The organism is Leifsonia araucanica, from assembly GCF_051161895.1.
Classification (GTDB): Bacteria; Actinomycetota; Actinomycetes; order Actinomycetales; family Microbacteriaceae; genus Leifsonia.
The window spans coordinates 3,400,009-3,419,095 of record NZ_JBMBTW010000002.1; the positions used below are offsets into that span (position 1 = coordinate 3,400,009).

15 protein-coding genes and 3 tRNA genes are annotated in these 19,087 nt (G+C 69.1%); 13 read left to right on the top strand and 5 right to left on the bottom strand.

The window, feature by feature from the left end; all coding sequences use genetic code 11:
• Positions 1-77: 77 nt before the first annotated feature.
• The 3 genes from ACN6M5_RS16480 to ACN6M5_RS16490 all read left to right on the top strand — a co-directional run bounded on the left by ACN6M5_RS16480 (position 78) and on the right by ACN6M5_RS16490 (position 2,129).
• Positions 78-159: transfer RNA gene (locus ACN6M5_RS16480), tRNA-Tyr, on the top strand.
• 104 nt (positions 160-263) lie between these two features.
• Complete coding sequence (locus ACN6M5_RS16485; protein ID WP_434951491.1) at positions 264-1,076, top strand: inositol monophosphatase family protein; 813 nt, start codon at positions 264-266, stop codon at positions 1,074-1,076.
• A gap of 141 nt (positions 1,077-1,217) precedes the next feature.
• On the top strand, positions 1,218-2,129 hold the full coding sequence (locus ACN6M5_RS16490; RefSeq protein WP_434951493.1) for a M23 family metallopeptidase: 912 nt from the start codon (positions 1,218-1,220) through the stop codon (positions 2,127-2,129).
• Positions 2,130-2,196: 67 nt separating this feature from the next.
• Here the strand turns inward: ACN6M5_RS16490 and ACN6M5_RS16495 are convergent, their stop codons facing one another.
• Entirely contained in the window at positions 2,197-3,957 is a 1,761-nt protein-coding gene (locus tag ACN6M5_RS16495) for a glycoside hydrolase family 13 protein (RefSeq protein WP_434952425.1), read from the bottom strand.
• A gap of 85 nt (positions 3,958-4,042) precedes the next feature.
• Positions 4,043-5,107, bottom strand: a complete 1,065-nt coding sequence (locus tag ACN6M5_RS16500) for a LacI family DNA-binding transcriptional regulator (protein WP_434951495.1) — start codon at positions 5,105-5,107, stop codon at positions 4,043-4,045.
• A gap of 219 nt (positions 5,108-5,326) precedes the next feature.
• Between ACN6M5_RS16500 and ACN6M5_RS16505 the strand changes: the two genes are divergently transcribed.
• The 4 genes from ACN6M5_RS16505 to ACN6M5_RS16520 all read left to right on the top strand — a co-directional run bounded on the left by ACN6M5_RS16505 (position 5,327) and on the right by ACN6M5_RS16520 (position 10,989).
• A complete protein-coding gene (locus tag ACN6M5_RS16505; RefSeq protein WP_085368706.1) occupies positions 5,327-6,538 on the top strand; it encodes a sugar ABC transporter substrate-binding protein in 1,212 nt (403 codons plus the stop codon).
• 67 nt (positions 6,539-6,605) lie between these two features.
• The gene (locus ACN6M5_RS16510) at positions 6,606-8,258 is read left to right on the top strand and encodes an ABC transporter permease subunit (protein WP_085368799.1); all 1,653 of its coding nucleotides are present in this window, start codon (positions 6,606-6,608) and stop codon (positions 8,256-8,258) included.
• Positions 8,258-9,145 (top strand): sugar ABC transporter permease, encoded by an 888-nt coding sequence (locus ACN6M5_RS16515; RefSeq protein WP_085368705.1) that lies wholly within the window; start codon positions 8,258-8,260, stop codon positions 9,143-9,145. Before ACN6M5_RS16510 ends, ACN6M5_RS16515 begins: the two co-directional genes overlap by 1 nt.
• Positions 9,142-10,989, top strand: coding sequence for a glycoside hydrolase family 13 protein (locus tag ACN6M5_RS16520; RefSeq protein WP_434951498.1), 1,848 nt, complete (start codon positions 9,142-9,144; stop codon positions 10,987-10,989). Before ACN6M5_RS16515 ends, ACN6M5_RS16520 begins: the two co-directional genes overlap by 4 nt.
• Here the strand turns inward: ACN6M5_RS16520 and ACN6M5_RS16525 are convergent.
• Complete coding sequence (locus ACN6M5_RS16525) at positions 10,986-11,822, bottom strand: pentapeptide repeat-containing protein (protein WP_434951500.1); 837 nt, start codon at positions 11,820-11,822, stop codon at positions 10,986-10,988. The two genes, ACN6M5_RS16520 and ACN6M5_RS16525, sit on opposite strands and share 4 nt — an antisense overlap.
• Before the next feature lie 121 nt (positions 11,823-11,943).
• Here ACN6M5_RS16525 and ACN6M5_RS16530 point away from each other — a divergent pair, with 121 nt between their 5' ends.
• From ACN6M5_RS16530 to ACN6M5_RS16550, 5 genes are all read left to right on the top strand, one after another.
• Entirely contained in the window at positions 11,944-12,900 is a 957-nt protein-coding gene (locus ACN6M5_RS16530) for an aldo/keto reductase (protein ID WP_434951502.1), read from the top strand.
• Between the two features lie 127 nt (positions 12,901-13,027).
• A tRNA-Thr gene (locus ACN6M5_RS16535) sits at positions 13,028-13,099 on the top strand.
• A 31-nt stretch (positions 13,100-13,130) separates the two neighbouring features.
• Positions 13,131-13,204: transfer RNA gene (locus ACN6M5_RS16540), tRNA-Met, on the top strand.
• 182 nt (positions 13,205-13,386) lie between these two features.
• The gene (locus ACN6M5_RS16545) at positions 13,387-15,897 is read left to right on the top strand and encodes an excinuclease ABC subunit UvrA (RefSeq protein WP_434951504.1); all 2,511 of its coding nucleotides are present in this window, start codon (positions 13,387-13,389) and stop codon (positions 15,895-15,897) included.
• Positions 15,898-15,945: 48 nt separating this feature from the next.
• Positions 15,946-16,821 (top strand): hypothetical protein, encoded by an 876-nt coding sequence (locus tag ACN6M5_RS16550; protein WP_434951506.1) that lies wholly within the window; start codon positions 15,946-15,948, stop codon positions 16,819-16,821.
• On the opposite strand, the gene ACN6M5_RS16555 is transcribed toward ACN6M5_RS16550, so the two are convergent.
• On the bottom strand, positions 16,822-17,268 hold the full coding sequence (locus ACN6M5_RS16555; protein ID WP_434951508.1) for a MarR family winged helix-turn-helix transcriptional regulator: 447 nt from the start codon (positions 17,266-17,268) through the stop codon (positions 16,822-16,824).
• Positions 17,269-17,318: 50 nt separating this feature from the next.
• Between ACN6M5_RS16555 and ACN6M5_RS16560 the strand changes: the two genes are divergently transcribed.
• The gene (locus tag ACN6M5_RS16560) at positions 17,319-18,095 is read left to right on the top strand and encodes an alpha/beta fold hydrolase (protein ID WP_434951510.1); all 777 of its coding nucleotides are present in this window, start codon (positions 17,319-17,321) and stop codon (positions 18,093-18,095) included.
• 15 nt (positions 18,096-18,110) lie between these two features.
• Here the strand turns inward: ACN6M5_RS16560 and ACN6M5_RS16565 are convergent, their stop codons facing one another.
• Complete coding sequence (locus ACN6M5_RS16565; RefSeq protein ID WP_434951512.1) at positions 18,111-18,959, bottom strand: endo alpha-1,4 polygalactosaminidase; 849 nt, start codon at positions 18,957-18,959, stop codon at positions 18,111-18,113.
• Between the last annotated feature and the right edge of the window lie 128 nt (positions 18,960-19,087).

Genomic DNA, 19,087 nt, shown 5'->3' on the forward strand with positions numbered 1-19,087 from the left:
TTCGTCTGCGGGCGTTGGAACAGTATTCTTGTCGAGCGCCTTCGATCACGAGAACACTGGTGGTCGGGAGCGCCAACGGCGAGTTACCCAAGCGGCCAAAGGGATCTGACTGTAAATCAGCCGGCGTAGCCTTCGGGGGTTCGAATCCCTCACTCGCCACATCGCTTGAAAGCCCCGGTCTGTGTGACCGGGGCTTTTCTGTGCGACCGGGGCTTTCGCATCGCCGACCGACCGGACGCCTCCACGTCTGTCAGGCTGTCCTCATGCCTTCCAACGCCGAACTCCGGGATATCGCACTCACCGTCGCGCGTCGCGCTGCCGACCTCGCCCAGCTGCGGCGGTCGGAGGGGGTGGAGATCGCCGCATCCAAGTCGTCGCTGACCGACATCGTGACGCGTGCCGACCGTGAGGTGGAGCGTCTGGTGCGTGAGGCGATCGCCGCGTCTCGGCCGCGGGACGGGTTCCTCGGGGAGGAATCGGGCGGCGGTGAAGGGACGAGCGGGCTGACCTGGGTGGTCGACCCCATCGACGGGACCGTCAACTACTTCTACGGCATCCCCGCCTATGCCGTGAGCATCGCCGTGGTCGAGGGCGACGCGGACCCGCAGACCTGGACCACCCTCGCGGGCGCTGTGGTCAACCCGGTCAGCGGCGAGGCGTTCACGGCGGCGGCGGGCGGGGGAGCGCGGCTGAACGGCAAGGAGCTGCACGTCAACGGGGACGTTCCGCTCGAGCTGGCACTGGTCGGCACGGGGTTCGGCTACGACGCCACGATCAGGGAGCGCCAGGCGGCGTTCGTCGCGCAACTGATCGGCAAGGTGCGGGATGTTCGGCGCATCGGCACCGCATCCCTCGACCTCTGCAATGTGGCGTCCGGGCGGCTGGATGCGTACTTCGAGCGTGGCCTGAATCCCTGGGACCACGCGGCGGGGGCGCTCATCGCGCGGGAGGCGGGGGCGGTCGTCGGCGGGCTCGGCGACCTGCAGGCCGGAGCGGAGTTGCTGGTGGCCGCACCGCCTGCGCTGTACGAGAAGCTCAATCCGCTCGTGCAGGAGTACTACTCGGCCTGGCGCTGAAATACCCATGTGTTCGCATCATTTTTGCTGAATGGCTTGGGAAGTCGGTTACGCATTCGTTACATTGGGAGGGTTGTCTTGCCGCCGCGCAAGAGTAATCCCCTGTGAACGTCTGAGAAAGATCGAAAGCCGACCATACCGTTGACTCCCGACCGCCTGAACTCCCCGGTGCCCGAGCGCCCGGTCGACGTGTCGGCGACTCCGGATGCGGTCCCGCTCATCCGGCGCGCGTTGCGCGAGCGCGAGCGGATGCTGGAAGCCGGACGACGTGGGGCGGCGGGGCCGACGCGTAGTGCGGCTCCGGCGGGCAGCGCTGCGCGCACCTCTCCCACGTCCCGCTCCCGCAAGGGCCTCAGCGCCGTCGCCCTGACCTTTGCCGTCGCGATCGGCGTGGCCACGTCCGTCCCTGCGATGGCGCTGCTCACCGAGGAGGACGTGCGCGCCCAGGCCATCCAGGCGCAGCAGCTCGCTCCCGCCACCCCGTCGGACGGGGTGCAGGGGTTCGCGGCTCCCGCCCAGCAGGGCGTCGCATCCATCGTCCGGGACGGCATGCAGGTGAGTTCGCGCGAGAAGGTCGCCGGGCTGCGTTCCATGCGGATCGCGGACACGTTCACCAACAACCCGGCGGGGGCCGTGCAGTGGCCGTTCCCGCTCGGGGTGCCGATCTCCGACTGGTTCGGGCCGCGGGCGGCACCGACCGAGGGTGCATCCACGAACCACATGGGCATCGACTTCACGCCGGGGTCCGGGGTGCCCATCCAGATCATGGCCGACGGCGTCGTGCGCGAGGTGGTCACCGGCGACAACGGTGGATGCGGCGTCAACGTGACGATCGACCACATGATCGGCGGGCAACTGGTGAGCAGCAAGTACTGCCACATGCAGTCCGGGTCGGTGCGCGTGAGCGTCGGTCAGCAGGTGAAGGTGGCGGAGACCGTCGGTCTCGTCGGCAACACCGGTGTCTCCACCGGCGCGCACCTGCACTTCGAGATCCTGCTCGACGGCACCCGGCAGGTCGACCCGTACGCCTGGCTCACCGCCAACGCCTCCTAACGGCGAGATGCCAGTAACTGTCGCGAAACGCCCGGGAGGCGGCGCAGTTACTGGCATCTCGGGGTAACTACGCGCGCAACCAGACCGTGGTGTCCTGCGGGAGCGTGCGGTCGCTGAGCGGGGCGCTCGCGAGGAGCACCTCACCGTCGGGGAGCGCCACCGGCGCGGAGCCAACGTTGGCCACCACGAACACATTCCCGGAACGGAATGCGAGCACATCCTCGCCCAGGTCGGCCCACTCGAGCGTGCCGAAGGCGAGGTCGTGCTCCCGGCGCGCCGCGAGCGCATCCTGGTACATCGTCAGCGTCGAGCCGGCGACGCCCTCCTGGGTGTCTCGCGTGTACGACGCCCAGGATGCGGGCTGCGGCAGCCAGCTGGCCGCGCCGGGCCCGAAGCCGTAGGACGGCTCCGTGCCCTCCCACGGCAGAGGCACGCGGCAGCCGTCGCGGCCGTACCGCTCTCCGTTGGTGCGGAACCACGTCGGGTCCTGGCGTGCGGAGTCCGGCAAGTCGATCGCCTCGGGAAGGCCGAGCTCCTCGCCCTGGTACAGGTACGCCGAGCCGGGGAGCGCCAGCATCAGCGCGGTCGCAGCACGGGCGCGGCGCAGCGCGAACGCCGTGTCCGGGATGCCCGTGGACTTCGGCCCGATGCCGTGGCCCTGCAGGTTCTCGCCCTCCAGAGCGAGGCGGGTGGCGTGGCGGACCACGTCGTGGTTGGACAGCACCCAGGTGCTCGGCGCGCCGACGCTCGCGAAGACGGAGATCGAGCGGTCGATCACCGTGCGCAGCGCCGCCGCGTCCCACGGGGTCTCCAGGTAGCCGAAATTGAAGGTCTGCTGCATCTCGTCCGGGCGCACCCAGCGGGCCAGCTTCTCCAGCGGCTCGACCCAGGCCTCGCCACAGAGCACGCGGTCGCCCTCGTACTCCTCGAGGACCTTGTGCCAGTCGCGGTAGATAGCGTGCACCCCGTCCTGAGCGAAGTACGGGGGAGTGGGCGGCTCGCTGGACGCGTGAGCGCCGATCTCGGGTTCGAGGGCGACACCGCCCATGCTGCCGGCGTTCGCGGGAGGCGTGTAGTCGGGGAGGCCGGCCTCCTTGACCATGCCGTGCGCCACATCCACGCGGAAGCCGTCGACGCCGCGGTCGAGCCAGAACCGCAGGATGCCGCGGAACTGCTCCCACACCCACGGGTTCTCCCAGTCGAGGTCGGGCTGGGACTTGTCGAACAGGTGCAGGTACCACTGGCCGGGGGTGCCGTCCGGCTCGGTGATGCGCGTCCAGGCCGGGCCGCCGAAGATCGACTCCCAGTTGTTCGGCGGGAGGTCGCCGTTCTGGCCCTTGCCGTCGCGGAACATGTACCGCGCGCGCTCCTCGCTGCCGGGGGCGGAGGCCAGCGCGGCCTGGAACCAGGCGTGCGCGCTGGAGCTGTGGTTGGGGACGATGTCGATGATGACCCGCAGGCCGAGGCTGTGCGCGCGCTCGAGCATCGTGTCGAAGTCGGCGAGCGTGCCGAACAGCGGGTCGACGTCGCAGTAGTCAGCGACGTCGTATCCGCCGTCGTTCTGCGGCGAGGTGAAGAACGGGGACAGCCAGACCGCATCCACGCCGAGACTGCGGAGCGCGGGGAGGCGGTGCGTGATGCCGGGCAGGTCGCCCATGCCGTCGCCGTTCGCGTCGGCGAACGAGCGCGGGTACACCTGGTAGATGACGGCGGAGCGCCACCACTCCCTGCCGGGGCTGCTCGGCGCGAGGGCGGTGCCGGATGCGGCGCCCGTGGATGCTGCTGGGGTGGATGTGCGCTGCTCGCGCGACGATGCTGGGGACGTGATGACGATCACCTGTCTCGGAAGGGGGATGGGGTGGTTTCGGGCGATGGCGGCGCTGGGGACGGGCCGATCGACAGGGCGGTTCCGCTCAGTGTGCGGGCGGGACGGCCGTGCTGCTTCTGACGATCAACTCGTATGGGACCGGAATCGTGGCGGCATCGTCGGCGCTCACGGACATGGTAGCCGCCTCCGCCTTTGTGGACGATGAGGGCTGCGGTGAAGGCTGAAGCGACCGCATCAGCAGCTCCACCGCCTGCTCGCCCTGGCGGTCGGGGAACTGCGCGACCGTGCTGAGGCCGAAGAAGTCGGACAGGTCGTGGTCGTCGATGCCGATCACCGACACGTCGCCCGGCACGGTGAGCCCCAGGTCGCGGGCCGCGAGGATGCTGCCGATGGCCATCTCGTCGGACGCGGCGAAGATCGCCGTCGGCCGGTCGTGCGGGGCTCCGAGCAGCTGCTTCGCCGCCCCGTATCCGCCCGCGATGGTGAAGTCGGCCTTGCGGTAGAGGGCGTCCTCGGCCGGGATGCCCGCCGAGGCGAGAGCCCGCTCGTAGCCGAGCCTCCGGTTGGTCGGGATGTGGAAGTCGAGGTCGAACTCGTGGCTGCCGCCGATGTGGCCGATCCGGCGGTGGCCGAGCGCGATCAGGTGCGCCGTGGCGAGCTCCGCGACGGCGACGTCGTCGATCGTGAGCGACGGCACCCCGCGCAGCGGCCCTCCGACGCCGACGAGCGGCTTGCCGATGCGCAGCAGGCGGCCCACCTCGTCGTCGGTGAGTTCGAGGGAGACGGCGATGACCGCATCCACGCGTTGCCGCAGCAGATGGTTCTCGAACACCGTGCGCCGCTCGTCGCCGCTGCCGCTCAGGTTGTAGAGCGTGAGGTCGTATCCGCGGCGCAGCAGCGCGCGTTCCGCACCCTCGATGACCGAGCAGAAGAACCACCGGTTGAGGTGTGGCACCACGGCGCCGACGTTCTTGGTGCGACCGGATGCGAGGCTCGACGCGTACGAGGAGACCACGTAGCCCAGCGTGGATGCGGCCTCAGCCACCCGCGCCCGCGTCCCCTCCGAGACGTGCGCGTTCCCGCTGAGCGCCCGGGAGACGGTCGCGGTGGAGACTCCGGCGAGACGCGCGACGTCTTCGATGCCCGCCATGTTCTCCTCGCCTTCGGTCGCTGATGATCCTAGCGGCGCCCGGGACCGGGTGTGCGAGGATCGTGCAAGCGTTTCCATGATCGAGCGATCCTATGCGCGCAGCATTGCCCGCGCAAACTCGGGAGACCCGTAACATCCACGTATTCTCTGCGCTTGCAAACGACGCAGAAGTCCGGTATCAATGAAAACGCTTGCAGCATTCCAACGAAAGGCACACCAATGACGGTGAAACCCCGCACCCTTCTGACCGCAGGCGCGGTCGCCATCACGGCGGCGCTCGCGCTCGCCGGATGCTCGGGAGGAGCCGGCTCCTCCTCGACGTCCGGCTCTGAGAGCAAGACCCCGTTGACCGTCTGGGTCGACGCAGACCGGGCCAAGGTGATGAAGGACGCAGCAGCTTCCTTCACCAAGGAGACCGGCGTGAAGGTCACCCTCGTGCAGAAGGACTTCGCCAAGATCCAGGACCAGTTCGTCGCCCAGGTCCCCACCGGCAAGGGCCCGGACATCACCATCGGCGCGAACGACTGGACGGGCAACTTCGTCACCAACGGCGTCGTCCAGCCCATCGAGCTCGGCGACAAGGCCGCCGGCTTCGAGAAGGTCGCCGTCAGCGCGATGACCTACGAGGGCAAGACGTACGGACTGCCGTACTCGATCGAGAACATCGCGATCCTGCGCAACACCGCGCTGGCCCCTGAGCCGGCGTCGTCGTATGCCGACATGGTCTCCAAGGGCTTCGTGGTGCAGGTCGGGCCGCAGTCCGACCCGTACCACCTGTACCCGTTCCAGGCGTCGTTCGGCGCCCCCGTCTTCGGCACGGCCGCCGACGGCAGCTACGACCCGAAGAAGCTCACCATCGGTGGAGCATCCGGTGATGCCTTCGCCGCCTGGCTCGCCGAGCAGGGCAAGGCCGGGGTGCTCAGCACCTCGGTGACCGGCGACATCGCCAAGGAGAAGTTCAACTCCGGCAAGGCGCCGTTCTTCCTCACCGGTCCGTGGAACGTCGCTGACGCGGAGAAGGCCGGCATCAAGCTGGCCGTCGACCCCATCCCGTCGGTCGGGAGCGCGCCCTCCGCACCGTTCGTGGGCGTGCAGGGCTTCTTCGTCAGCTCCAAGACGAAGAACAAGCTCGCCGCCAACGACTTCCTCACCAACTACATCGGCACCGAGAAGGTGCAGACCGCGCTCTACAAGGTGGGCGCTCGCCCGCCGGCGCTGACCGCGGCGTTCGACAAGGCGGCCAGCGACCCCATCATCGAGGGCTTCGGCAAGGTCGGCGCCTCCGGAGAGCCGATGCCGAACATCCCGGCGATGGGCAAGGTGTGGCAGTTCTGGGGCGTGACCCAGGCCGCCATCATCGACGGCAAGGGCGACCCGGCTGCGCTCTGGCAGAAGATGACCACCGACATCCAGACGGCGATCGCCCAGTAACCGGATGCGCGTCCCGGCCGGTCGGCAGACCGGCCGGGACGCCGCCGTGGTCGAGGAGGGCCGCGCGATGACGACAACCCAGCGAACTGCACCGGACAGCGACGAGCGGTCGCGTCCGGACGGCGGAGACGACCCCACTCCCCGCTCGAAGCGCTCCCTGCGCGCTGCGCGGGTCGCGGAGGAGGCGTCGGTCGGCGTGAAGACGCTGATCCTGAAGATCCTGCTGCTCGGCATCGTGGACGCGACCAGCCTCTACGCGCTGTTCGTCCTCTTCGCCAACAAGAGCTGGCTGCCGTTCGGCATCGTGCTCGCGGTGACGCTCGTCGTCAACTGGATCTACTTCGGCAAGCGCAAGCTTCCGGCGAAATACCTCACCCCCGGCGTGATCTTCCTGCTCGTGTTCCAGGTGTTCGTGATCGGTTACTCCGGCTACATCGCGTTCACCAACTACGGCACAGGGCACAACAGCACCAAGGAGGACGCGGTCACCGCCCTCCTGCAGTCCGCGCAGGCCAGGGTTCCTGACTCGCCGACCTACCGCCTGAGCGTCGTCGAGCGCGCGGGGCAGCTCGGCTTCCTCGTGACGGACCCGGACGGCTCCGTCGAGGTCGGCACGGCGGATAGCCCGCTCGAGAAGGTGTCCGGCGCGACGCTCGACGAGGAGGGGACGGCGGTGGCCGCTCCCGGCTACCGCACCCTGAACTTCGCGCAGGTGATCGACAAGCAGGACGAGATCGCGAAGCTGAGCGTCGCCGTCAGCAGCGACCCCAACGACGGAGCGCTGCGCACGTCGGACGGCAGCAGCGCCTACCTCTACCGGTCGACGCTGAGCTACGACGCCGCGGCGGGGACCATGACGGATAGCAAGACCGGCACCGTCTACTCGGACACCGGGCAGGGTGCCTTCACGGCGCCGAACGGCAAGCAGCTGATGCCCGGCTGGCAGATCACGGTCGGCTTCGACAATTTCGTGCGCGCATTCACCACCGAGTCCATCCGCGGACCGCTCCTCGGAGTGACCCTGTGGACGTTCGCGTTCGCCATCCTCTCCGTCGCGACCACGTTCGTGCTCGGCCTGTTCCTCGCGATCGTCTTCAACGACATGCGGATGCGCGGCCGCAAGTTCTACCGGATCGCCATGATCCTGCCGTACGCGTTCCCCGCCTTCCTCTCCGCCCTGGTCTGGGCCGGGATGCTCAACCCGCAGTTCGGGTTCGTCAACCAGGTGCTGTTCGGCGGGGCGGAGATCCCGTGGCTGACGAACGAGTGGCTGGCGAAGGCGAGCATCCTGTTCGTGAACCTGTGGATGGGCTTCCCGTACATGTTCCTGGTCTGCACGGGTGCGCTGCAGTCGATCCCCGACGAGTTCCAGGAGGCGGCACGCGTCGACGGCGCGAGCGCCTGGGCGTCGTTCCGGCTGATCAAGTTCCCGCTGCTGCTCGTCTCGCTCGCGCCGCTGCTGATCAGCTCGTTCGCGTTCAACTTCAACAATTTCAACCTGATCTACATGCTGACCAACGGCGGACCGCAGGATGCGAGCGCCGGCATCAACGTCGGGGCGACGGACATCCTCATCTCGATGGTCTACAAGGTCGCCTTCGTCGGTGCCAACCGCGACTACGGCCTCGCCAGCGCGCTGTCGATCATCATCTTCATCGTGGTGGCCGTCATCTCCGCGATCAGTTTCCGCCAGACTAAAGCCCTCGAGGAGCTGACCTGATGACCGCACCAGCACTGACAGCATCCCGTCGGCCGACGTTCGGGAAATGGTTCCGCGCCACAGGGTGGCGGCACGTGGTCGGCGTGGTCATGGTGATCTTCTCCGCGTTCCCGCTGGTCTACGTGCTCTCCGCATCCCTGCGTCCCGGCGGCACGCTGATGACCGCGAACGCTCCGTTCTCGGTGATCGACCCGGCCAACTACGTCACGCTGTTCCAGTTGCCGCAGCAGCCGTACGCCGCGTGGTTCGGCAACACTCTCGTCATCGGCATCGCGACCTCCGTCGGCTCCGTGTTCCTCGGGGCGCTCGCCGCGTACTCCTTCTCCCGGATGCGGTTCCGCGGCCGGCGCATCGGCCTGCTGACGCTGCTCCTCGTGCAGATGTTCCCGCAGCTGCTCGCGATGGTCGCGATCTTCCTGCTGCTCGACGGCATCGGCAACGTGTTCCCCGCGCTCGGCCTGGACAGCCAGCTCGGCCTCATCATGGTCTACCTCGGCGGAGCGCTCGGGGTGAACACCTACCTGATGTACGGGTTCTTCAACACGGTGCCCACCTCCATCGACGAGGCGGCCAAGCTCGACGGCGCTGGGCACGCACGCATCTTCTTCACGATCATCCTGCGACTGGTGGCGCCCATCCTGGCCGTGGTGGCGCTGCTGTCGTTCCTCGGCACGACCAACGAGTTCGTCATCGCGAGCACCGTGCTGATCACGCCGGAGAAGCAGACGCTGGCGGTCGGGCTGTTCCAGTTCGTGTCGCAGCAGTTCTCCGAGAACTACGGTATCTTCGCTGCTGGCGCGGTCCTCGCCGCGCTTCCGGTGATGGCGCTCTTCCTCTTCCTGCAGAAATACATCGTCGGCGGACTCACGGCCGGGAGCGTCAAATGACCACCTCGTTCCACCTGCCCCACCACGACGGCTCGCCGCTCCACGTGTCGACCCAGGAGCCGTCGCTCGGCGACCACGTGCAGGTGCGCCTCCGTATCCCGCACAGCTGGGGAGCAGTGGATGCGGTGCGCACCCGCTCCAACCCCGACCACGAGCCGCGGTTCTCCGACGCACAGCTCGTCGCGTCCGCGGACGGCTGGGACTGGTGGGAGGCTCCGGTCATCGTCGAGAACCCGGTGCACGGCTACCGGTTCCTCATCTCCCGCGCGGACGGCGGCAAGGTGTGGGTGAACGCCACCGGCGTGCACGACATCGAGACGCTCGACTCCGAGGACTTCAAGCTCGTCGCGTTCTCCGCCCCGCCGGCGTGGGTCAAAGAGACCGTGCTCTACCAGGTGTTCCCCGACCGCTTCGCGCGCTCGGCCGCCGCGGACTCCCGGCCCGCGCCGGCCTGGGCCATCCCCGCGGCCTGGTCCGACCCCGTGGACGACGTGCCGCCCGGCCGGTCGCAGCAGTTCTACGGCGGCGACCTCGACGGCGTGATCGAGCACCTCGACCACCTGGAACGCCTCGGCATCACCACCATCTACCTCACGCCGGTCTTCCCGGGAAGCTCGAACCACCGCTACGACGCCTCCAGTTTCGCGATGGTCGACCCGCTGCTCGGCGGCAACGAGGCGCTCGCGCGTCTGACCGCCGCCGCCCACGAGCGCGGCCTGCGCGTGATCGGCGACCTCACCTCCAACCACTGCGGCGTCGGCCACGAGTGGTTCACGGCCGCGTACGGCAACCCGGATGCGCCGGAGAGCGAGTTCTTCCTCTGGCTGAACGAGGAGCACACGCAGTACGTCTCCTGGCTCGGCGTCCCCAGCCTGCCCAAGCTGAACTGGAACTCGAACGAGCTGCGCCGACGCTTCATCGAGGGACCGGACTCGGTGGTCGGCCGCTGGCTGCAGGAGCCGTACGGCCTCGACGGCTGGCGCATCGACGTCGCCAACATGACGGGACGGTACGGGGACCAGGACCTCAACGAGTCCGTGCGCCGGATGATCCGCGCCACGATGCTCGCCGTCAACCCGGACACGATCCTGCTGGGCGAGTCGACCAACGACGCGTCGAGCGACTTCCAGGGCGACGCCTGGCACGGCGCCATGACGTACGCGAACTTCACCAGGCCGGTCTGGGGCTGGCTGTCGGAGGAGGGCAGCGCATCCAGTTATTTCGGGCTGCCGTTCGGCACCATCCCGACGTACACGGGCGGGCAGGTGTTCGCTGCACACCGCCAGTTCACGGCCGGGTTCCCGTGGCGCACCAGGCTCGGGACGATGAACGCGCTCGACACCCACGACACCCCGCGCTTCCTGACCAACGCCCGGCCTGGCACCGTCCCCGTCGCGCTCGGCCTCTCGGTGACGCTGCCCGGCATCCCCGTGGTGTTCGCCGGCGACGAGTTCGGGCTGACCGGGATCGACGGCGAGGCATCGCGGACGCCGCTGCCGTGGGGAACGGAGCACACCACCGCCGCAGCCTCCGTCGACCTCTACGCGACGCTCATCGGCCTGCGGCGCGCGCACCCGGCGCTCAACAGCGGCGGGATGCGGTGGCTGCACGTCGGAGACGACGCTCTCGCCTTCGTGCGCGAGGCGGAGGACGAGTCGGTGCTGGTGCTGGCAGCGCGGGCCGATGTGTCGTTCACGGTGGATGCTGCCGCTCTCGGTGGAGTGGACGCCGCGACGCCGCTGGTCGGGGATGCGATCGTCTCCGGCGGAGAGGACGGCATCCGGTTCACCTCCAGCGGCCCGGCGTTCACGGCGTGGGCGCTGCCAGGGATCGGCGCGCTCTAGACCGCCCAGTGCGACGGGGCGACGAGCCCTGCGGGGAGCAGCGTGCGCGCATCCCCTTTCGCCGCGTTGACCTGCACCTGGGTGACGTAGATCGCCGTGCGCAGGTCGGCGCCGCGGAGGTTCGCATCCCGGAGGTCGGCGCCGATCAGCTCGGCGTACGACAGGTCGGACCCGCTCAGGTCGGCGGCGATCAGGAGGGCGCCGCGGAGTTCGGCGCCGCGCAGGTCGCGTCCGGCGAGGTCCGCCCCGACAAGGTCGGCGCCGGGGGCGAGGCGCTGATCGGGCGGTGCAGCGGCGACGTTCGCCTCGCGGGTGAGGCGGCTCGCGGCCCGCAGCAGTTCGGCGACGGGTGCCCGCAGGTCGTCCACCTCGACGCTCAGGATGCGGTGGGCGGGAGAGTCGGCGACCAGCGCGACCTCGGTGCGTGCCGCATCCAGTCGCTGTCGCAGCGGAGCCGCCGCCGGCATCAGGATGGCCTCGTCGAGGTACCAGAGCAGCTCGTGCAGCTGGCGCATGATCGGGAAAACGGCGAACATCTCGCCGCGGAGCTCGGGGCGCTCGCGCCAGTCGCCTCCGCCGAAGGTGTGCTGGGTGACCTGCTGGCCGGCCCCGAAGCAGTCGAAGACCGTGCATCCGGAGAAGCCCCGCTCGCGCAGCTCCGGGTGGATGCGGCAACGGTGGCCGTCGTCGAGATTGACGCACGGTTCGCCTGCCGCCTTGTCGAACGCGAACTCGGAGGAGCGGGCGAACGCGAGGGCGACGCAGCAGAGGCCGACGCACCGCGCGCAATCCGCGGTCAGGTCGGCGCGATCGGGGCGCGCGGAGATCTGCATCCCTCCACAGTAGGCATCCGCCGTAACTTCTCCACATCTTCAGACGATCCCGGAATAGCCGTCAGCACTCCGCGTTAGCGTGAGAGCACCGTCAATCGACGCCATCGAAGGAGAAATACGAATGACAGCACCACGTCGCACCATCGGATCGTCCGACCTCTCGGTCTTCCCCCTCTCGCTCGGGGGCAACGTCTTCGGATGGACGGCCGATCGGGACACGTCGTTCGCCGTCCTCGACGGCTACGTGGCTGCGGGTGGCAACTTCGTCGACACGGCGGACGGATACTCGGCGTGGGTGCCCGGCAACACCGGAGGGGACAGCGAGCGCATCCTGGGCCAGTGGTTCCAGGCGCGCGGCAACCGCGACGACGTGGTGCTCGCCACCAAGGTCAGCCAGCACCCCGACTTCAAGGGTCTCGCGGGCGACAACATCCTGCGCGCGGCGGACGCATCGCTCGAACGCCTCGGCTCCGACCACATCGACCTCTACTACGCGCACTTCGACGACGAGACGGTTCCGCTGGAGGAGACCGTCGCCGCGCTGTCGAGCCTGGTCGACGCCGGCAAAGTGCGCTACATCGGCATCTCCAACTACTCCCCGGAGCGCATCGAGGAGTGGTTCAGGATCACCGAGGCGGAGGGCCTGCACCGCGCGGTCGCCCTGCAGCCGCACTACAACCTGGTCGAGCGCGACTTCGAGCAGAAGTACCGCGCGCTGGCCGAGCGCGAGAACCTCGGCGTCGTTCCCTACTTCGCGCTCGCCGCCGGCTTCCTCACCGGCAAGTACCGCGACGGCGTCACGGTCGACAGCGCCCGCGCCGCCGGGGCGTCGAAGTACCTCGACGACCGCGGCCGCGCCGTCCTCGATGCCCTCGACAGCGTGGCGGCCGCCCACGACGTGTCCGTCGCATCCGTCGCCCTCGCCTGGCTGGCGGCACAGCCCACCGTCGTCGCCCCGATCGCGAGCGCGCGCACCCTCGACCAGCTCCCCGACCTCCTCGCGTCGGTGACGCTCGACCTCACCGACGACGAACTGGATGCGCTGTCCGGCGCCTCCGAGGAGCGCGACGCGGCCTGACCCACGGCATCCGGCTCGGGATGGTCGCCACTCCGGGCCGGGGGCGTGCGCGTGTACAAACCACCCTCGCGCAGATGGTATCCTCGTACGGTTGCCAAAAACGCGAAGCGGAAGCTGCGCAGGCTTCGCCCCCTTAGCTCATTGGTAGAGCACTTCCTTGGTAAGGAAGAGGTAGTGGGTCCGATTCCCACAGGGGGCTCCCTCCTCCCGGCACGACAGCGGGAGGCAGCGGCGGGGTAGCTCAGGTGGTTAGAGCACACGGCTCATAATCGTGGTGTCGCGGGTTCGAGTCCCGCTCCCGCTACTGGCCCCGAGATCTCGCCATCTCGGGGCTTTTTTTGTGCCCGCCGGGTCGCATCCCCGTGGGTCTGGGGTCTCCCCCTACCGATTCGTCGCCCTCCCGGGGAGTATGGGTGGATCGGCTTGCGCACCTTCTCGGGCGTCGACGCTGTGAGCATCCGGCGGTGAAGGAGGGGTCGGGAGACCATGACGAATGAAGACCCGTCCGTGATACAGCCGGATGTTCAGGTGCGAGGCGCCCGCGAGCACAACCTGCAGAACGTGGACCTCACCGTCCCGCGCGATGCGATGGTCGTGTTCACCGGGGTGTCCGGGTCGGGGAAGTCGTCCCTGGCCTTCGGGACGCTTTTCGCGGAGTCGCAGCGCAGGTACCTGGAGTCCGTCGCCCCGTACGCCCGGCGTCTGATCGACCAGGCCGGTGTCCCGGACGTCGACTCGATCACCGGAATGCCGCCGGCGGTGGCGCTCCAGCAGCAACGCGGTGGGCGCAGCCCGCGCTCGACGGTGGGCAGCATCACGACGCTGTCCAGTCTCGTGCGGATGCTGTACTCGCGTGCGGGGGAGTACCCGGACGGTCAGTCGATGCTCTACGCGGAGGACTTCTCGGCCAACACCGTGCAGGGCGCCTGCCCGGAATGCCACGGCATCGGCCGGGTGTACGCCGTCACAGAGCAGCAGATGGTCCCCGACCCATCGCTCACGATCCGGGAGCGGGCGATCGCGTCCTGGCCGACGGCGTGGCACGGGCAGAACCAGCGGGACATCCTGGTGTCCCTGGGCTACGACGTCGACACGCCCTGGCGCGACCTTCCGCGCGAGGATCGCGACTGGATCCTCTTCACCGAGGAACGCCCGACCGCCCCGGTCTACGCGGGGTTCACTCCCGAGCAGACGCGGAGGGCGATTTCCGCAGGGATGGAGCCGAGCTATCAGGGGACCTTCGTGGGCGCCCGCCGCTACGTGCTCGACACGTTCGCCACGACCAAGAGCGCGTCGATGAAGAGGCGGGTCGCGGAATATCTCACCTCCGCCGTGTGCCCGGTGTGTCACGGCAAGCGGCTCAAGCCGGAGGCGCTCTCCGTGACGTTTGAAGGACTCGACATCGCCGAGTTCTCCCGGCTTCCGCTGCGCGAGCTCTCCGTACGGCTCGCAGACCTGGTGCGGAACCCGAACCAGGCGGTGGAGAAGGGCGCGGCGGCTGCCCGCCTCGCCGCCGAGCTGCTGGAGCGCCTGCGCCCGATCATCGACCTCGGGCTGGGGTACCTGTCGTTGCACCGCACGACGCCGACCCTGTCCGGAGGGGAGCTGCAACGACTGCGGCTCGCCACCCAGCTGAGCTCTGAGCTGTTCGGGGTCGTATATGTGCTCGACGAACCGTCGGCCGGCCTCCACCCGCAGGATGTGAACGCCCTCCTGGGCATCCTCGAGGGGCTCAAGAAACGAGGCAACAGCCTGTTCGTCGTCGAACACTCCGTCGACGTGATGCGGCACGCGGATTGGCTGGTCGACATCGGTCCGGGAGCGGGCGAAAGGGGCGGTCGCGTCCTCTACAGCGGAGCACCGGATGGGCTGGCGGACGTCGATGAGTCGGTGACCAGGGACTATCTGTTCGGCCGGCGCGGGCTCGCTCCACGGACTCCGCGCGAGACGACAGGGTGGCTGACGCTGGAGCAGATCACCCGCAACAACCTGCGCGACGTGTCGGTCTCGATCCCACTCGGGGCGTTCACTGCGGTGACGGGAGTGTCCGGGTCGGGAAAGTCCAGCCTGGTCAGCCAGGTGCTGCCCGCGCTGCTCGGGGACCACCTCGGCCGCCCGGTCGACCTGGCCGACAGTGCTCCGGAATCCGACGACCTCCTGCTCGCGGACGGCCCTGAGCTGCTCGAAGGCACGGTGTCCGGCGACCTTCGTGGCGTCCGCCGGGTGGTCAACATCGACCAGAAGCCCATCGGCCGCACCCCGCGCTCCAACGTCGCGACATACACGGGCCTGTTCGACCATGTCCGGCGTCGTTTCGCCGAGACCCCGGAGGCGCGCACGCGAGGCTACCGGCCCGGCCGGTTCTCCTTCAACGTGGCCGGGGGCCGCTGTCCGACCTGCGAAGGCGAGGGTGCAGTGATGGTCGAGCTGCTGTTCCTGCCATCGGTGTACACGGTCTGCCCCGAATGCCACGGCGCCCGGTACAACGACGACACGCTCGAGATCACCTGGCGTGACCGGAACATCGCCGAGATCCTCGCGCTGTCGGTGGAGCAGGCCCATGACTTCTTCGGCGGCGAGAACGAGATCATGCGCTCACTGACGGCGCTCATGGATGTCGGACTCGGCTACCTGAGGCTGGGGCAACCGGCGACCGAACTGTCCGGTGGAGAGGCGCAACGGGTGAAGCTCGCCTCCGAGCTGCAGCGTGCCCAGCGCGCAGACACCCTGTACGTGCTCGACGAACCGACCTCCGGCCTCCACTGCGCAGACGCCGACCGCCTGATCGAACACCTGCAGAGCCTGGTCGACGCGGGAAACACGGTGGTCGTGGTCGAACTCGACATGCGCGTCGTTGCCACCGCCGACTACGTCGTCGACCTCGGCCCCGGCGCCGGCGAGCTCGGCGGGACGGTCGTCGCCGTTGGGACACCCCAGGAGGTCGCCGGTGCGGCCGCCAGCGCTTCTGCCCCGTACCTGGCGGCGGCCCTCGCTTGACGCACCGGTCTCTACCGCACCACCGCAGACGCGCGGTATAAACGGCACATGGCGAAACGTGCCGTCCAAGACCGACGCGACGAGGACGTGTCGTACCCGCGGCTGTCGACGACCGACCGTGGCGGCAGGATCACCCAGCTCCCGCCCGGCCGCATGCCGGGCCGCTTCGACGGCGTGATGGCCGCCCAGTCCATAGCAGCAGTGCTCTTCTGGGCCGCCAGTACCGGGATGCTCGCGGCCGCCCTGTTCGAGCAGCCCGGTTCCGCGCTCGGCCACGCGCTCGATCAGCCTGTCCCCGTCGTGGCCGCGCTGGTGATCGCGGTCCTCGCCCTGTACGCCACGGTCGCTCTCCGCCATAGGATCGCCGAGGCGTTCGGGCAGTCGCGGGTGGCGTCGATCACCGGTGGCACGGCTTTCTGGGGTGGACTGACGCTCGGGATCGGCGGCTGGAGCATCGTCACATACGCGGTGCACCCGACACCTCCGTTCGACCTCACGGCGGTGGTGGCATCGCCGACCATCCCGCGCGAGCTGGGCGTGCTCGCGGCTGCCGCGTCCGGGATCACCCTGCTCGTCTTCGTCGTCCGGCTCGCCCCGGCGTTCGCGCACGCCCGCTCCCGTCAGTCCACCATCGCGCGCCTCCGCGCAGACGGTACCCGCCGCGTCGGCACGCTCTCCGAGCGCCGCTTCCGCAACCTCTGGGTCTCCGATCAGCCGATCTTCGACGGCACGGTGACTTTCCCCTCCGGCACCGGGACCGCATCCGTACCCGTGCGCATGACGACGATCGCATCCCGCGTCCCGGTGGTCGGCTCCCAGTTGGTGGTGATCACCGACCAGACGGGCGCGATCATCGTCGAACTGGACCCGGCCGCGCCCACCGAGTTCGAACCGGATGCGCTGTTCGCGGCCCCGGAGGGCTGATCACCGACGCGTGAGAATCGGCCCCGGAGACTCCGCCGCATCCGCCGTCAGCACCTGCAGCACCGCGAGCAGGGTCGCACGCTGGTCCTCGTCGAGCGGTGCGAAGAGCTCGTCGAGCACCCCGGAGGCCACACGGTAGCCGTCCGCCAGCGCCGCGTGGCCCGCGTCGGTCAGGGCGTGCTCGATGCGGCGGCCCCGGCCCGCCGAGCGGGAGATGAGGCCGCGGGCGACGAGGCGGGTCGCCAGGGTGCCGAACGACTGGTCGCTCTGGAAGGTCGCTACTGCCAGGTCGTGCCCGGAGGCGTGGGGCATGCGCTCGATGGCGCGCAGCGCGTCCCACTGCACGAGGCTGATGCCGACGTCATGCAGGGCGGCGTCCATCGTGCGGTGGTTGCGGTACTGCGCGCGCTTGATCGTCTGGCCGAGCACTTCCAGGTTCGTCGTCACAGTGCTAGCGTATCAACATCCGTAAATAAACATGTTGATTTAGGAGCATGATGACCATGTCCCCGTTCGAAGACCTCCCGCTCAGCCAGGCCGGCGACCCCGCGTCGCACACGGCGCTCGTGCTCCACGGCGGGGGCGGACCGCAGACCGTCGCTCCGATCGTCGGGCACCTCGCGTCGACGATGCACGCTGTCGCCCCGACGCACCCGGGGTGGGAGGGGACGCCGCTCCCCGCATCCATCGCCTCGGTCGCCGACCTCGCCTCCGACTACCTCGGGCGCCTGCTCGCCGGCGGTGAGCGGGACGTCGTGCTGGTCGGGTCGTCCATCGGCGGCTGGCTCGCCCTCGAGATGGCGGTGCAGGCCGCAGCGGACGAGCGGTACGCCGGCCTGATCGGCGCCGTGGTCGATATCGACGGTGTCGGGGCGGTGGTCGACGGCGAGCCGGTCGCGGACTTCTTCGCCCTCGACGCCCGCGGTCTCGCCGAGCTCGCCTGGCACGATCCGGACCGCGGCTACCGGGACCCCGCGCTGGCGACAGACGCGCAGCGCGCCGTGCAGCAGTCCAACGGTCGAACGATGGCCGCCATCGCGGGCGCCGGGATGAGCGACCCTGCCCTGCTCGGCCGGCTCGGTGGCATCCGGGTGCCCACCCTGATGGTGTGGGGCGAGAGTGACCGGATCGTCACCCCGGCATACGGACGGGCGGTCGCCGACGCGATTCCCGGTGCGCAGTTCGCCGAGATCTCGGCAGCAGGGCACCTTCCCCACCTGGAAGCGCCGGAGGAGACCTGGGCGGCGATCGACCCGTTCCTCGCGCGGTCCTGACGCTCCCGCCCCGACTCAGCAGCTGCGGTACACGTACCCGTCGTCGTCCGGGGTGACGAGCGAATGGTCTCGCAGAATCATGGTCTGCGGTCGCTCCGAACTCGAGCACGCGCGACCGAACGCATCCTCGCCGAGCTCGTCGGTGTATTCGATGTCCAGCACCACGGAGTAGACGTCGGTGTACGCGTCGCACTCGGAGAACTGGAAGCACGACTCTGTCACCGCGAAGTCGTAGCCGGCGGCTTTCAGCTCGGTCGACCGATCTGCCGTGTTCTTCTGCGCGATCGCCAGGCCGGCGTCGTGGGCGATCCGGGCGTAGTCGGCGGCGAGAGCGAGGTTGTCCTTGACCGAAAGGGCGCCGTCGGAGCGCGTGTACGAGTCGAGGTTGTCGATCTCGACAGCGGAGAAGCCGCTGTCCGCGCACCCGCGGATCCACGTCCCGACGATTGCGGCCAGCGACTCTCGTTTGTCCTCTGTCGAGGTGTCGAAGATGTACTCGTCCGGCCATCCTTCGTCGACAAGCGGACCATCCGGTGTCTGCACGACCAGCTCGGGATGCTCGGCCGCGAATGCTTTCGACGCGTCCGGCTGGGTCTGGAACCCGTTGACGTAGCAGATGTCGTAGCCGGCACCCGACGGTTCGGACGTGCGGTCGCGCTCGACGACGGTCACTCCCTCTGGTGGCGTGTACGCACCGCCCAGCTGGTAGTCGAACCGGGCGCCGGCCGCGGGCAGTGCAACGGCCGGATGCGCAGGGGCTGGATGCGCTGAGGTCGCTGCTTCGCCCGCACCGGGCGCAGCGCAGCCGGCGAGGACGAGCACCGCGGCGGCGAGGAGGAACGCGGGCACGATACGAAAGGTCACTCGTTCTCCAGATCGGTGGCGATGGGGAGAATCACGATACAGGGCGCCGCCGGGCATCTCGGGCATCTCGGGCATCTCGGGCATCTCGGGCATCTCGGGTAGCGTGGAGGTGTCCGTGCGCCGCGACC

What these genes read in the sequence shown, in the direction of transcription:
- ACN6M5_RS16530 (WP_434951502.1), top strand. Translation starts at nt 11,944, where the DNA reads ATGACAGCACCACGTCGCACCATCGGATCGTCCGACCTCTCGGTCTTC.
- ACN6M5_RS16560 (WP_434951510.1), top strand. Translation starts at nt 17,319, where the DNA reads ATGACCATGTCCCCGTTCGAAGACCTCCCGCTCAGCCAGGCCGGCGAC.
- ACN6M5_RS16500 (WP_434951495.1), bottom strand. Translation starts at nt 5,107, where the DNA reads ATGGCGGGCATCGAAGACGTCGCGCGTCTCGCCGGAGTCTCCACCGCG.
- ACN6M5_RS16510 (WP_085368799.1), top strand. Translation starts at nt 6,606, where the DNA reads ATGACGACAACCCAGCGAACTGCACCGGACAGCGACGAGCGGTCGCGT.
- ACN6M5_RS16485 (WP_434951491.1), top strand. Translation starts at nt 264, where the DNA reads ATGCCTTCCAACGCCGAACTCCGGGATATCGCACTCACCGTCGCGCGT.
- ACN6M5_RS16550 (WP_434951506.1), top strand. Translation starts at nt 15,946, where the DNA reads ATGGCGAAACGTGCCGTCCAAGACCGACGCGACGAGGACGTGTCGTAC.
- ACN6M5_RS16515 (WP_085368705.1), top strand. Translation starts at nt 8,258, where the DNA reads ATGACCGCACCAGCACTGACAGCATCCCGTCGGCCGACGTTCGGGAAA.
- ACN6M5_RS16545 (WP_434951504.1), top strand. Translation starts at nt 13,387, where the DNA reads ATGACGAATGAAGACCCGTCCGTGATACAGCCGGATGTTCAGGTGCGA.
- ACN6M5_RS16525 (WP_434951500.1), bottom strand. Translation starts at nt 11,822, where the DNA reads ATGCAGATCTCCGCGCGCCCCGATCGCGCCGACCTGACCGCGGATTGC.
- ACN6M5_RS16520 (WP_434951498.1), top strand. Translation starts at nt 9,142, where the DNA reads ATGACCACCTCGTTCCACCTGCCCCACCACGACGGCTCGCCGCTCCAC.
- ACN6M5_RS16505 (WP_085368706.1), top strand. Translation starts at nt 5,327, where the DNA reads ATGACGGTGAAACCCCGCACCCTTCTGACCGCAGGCGCGGTCGCCATC.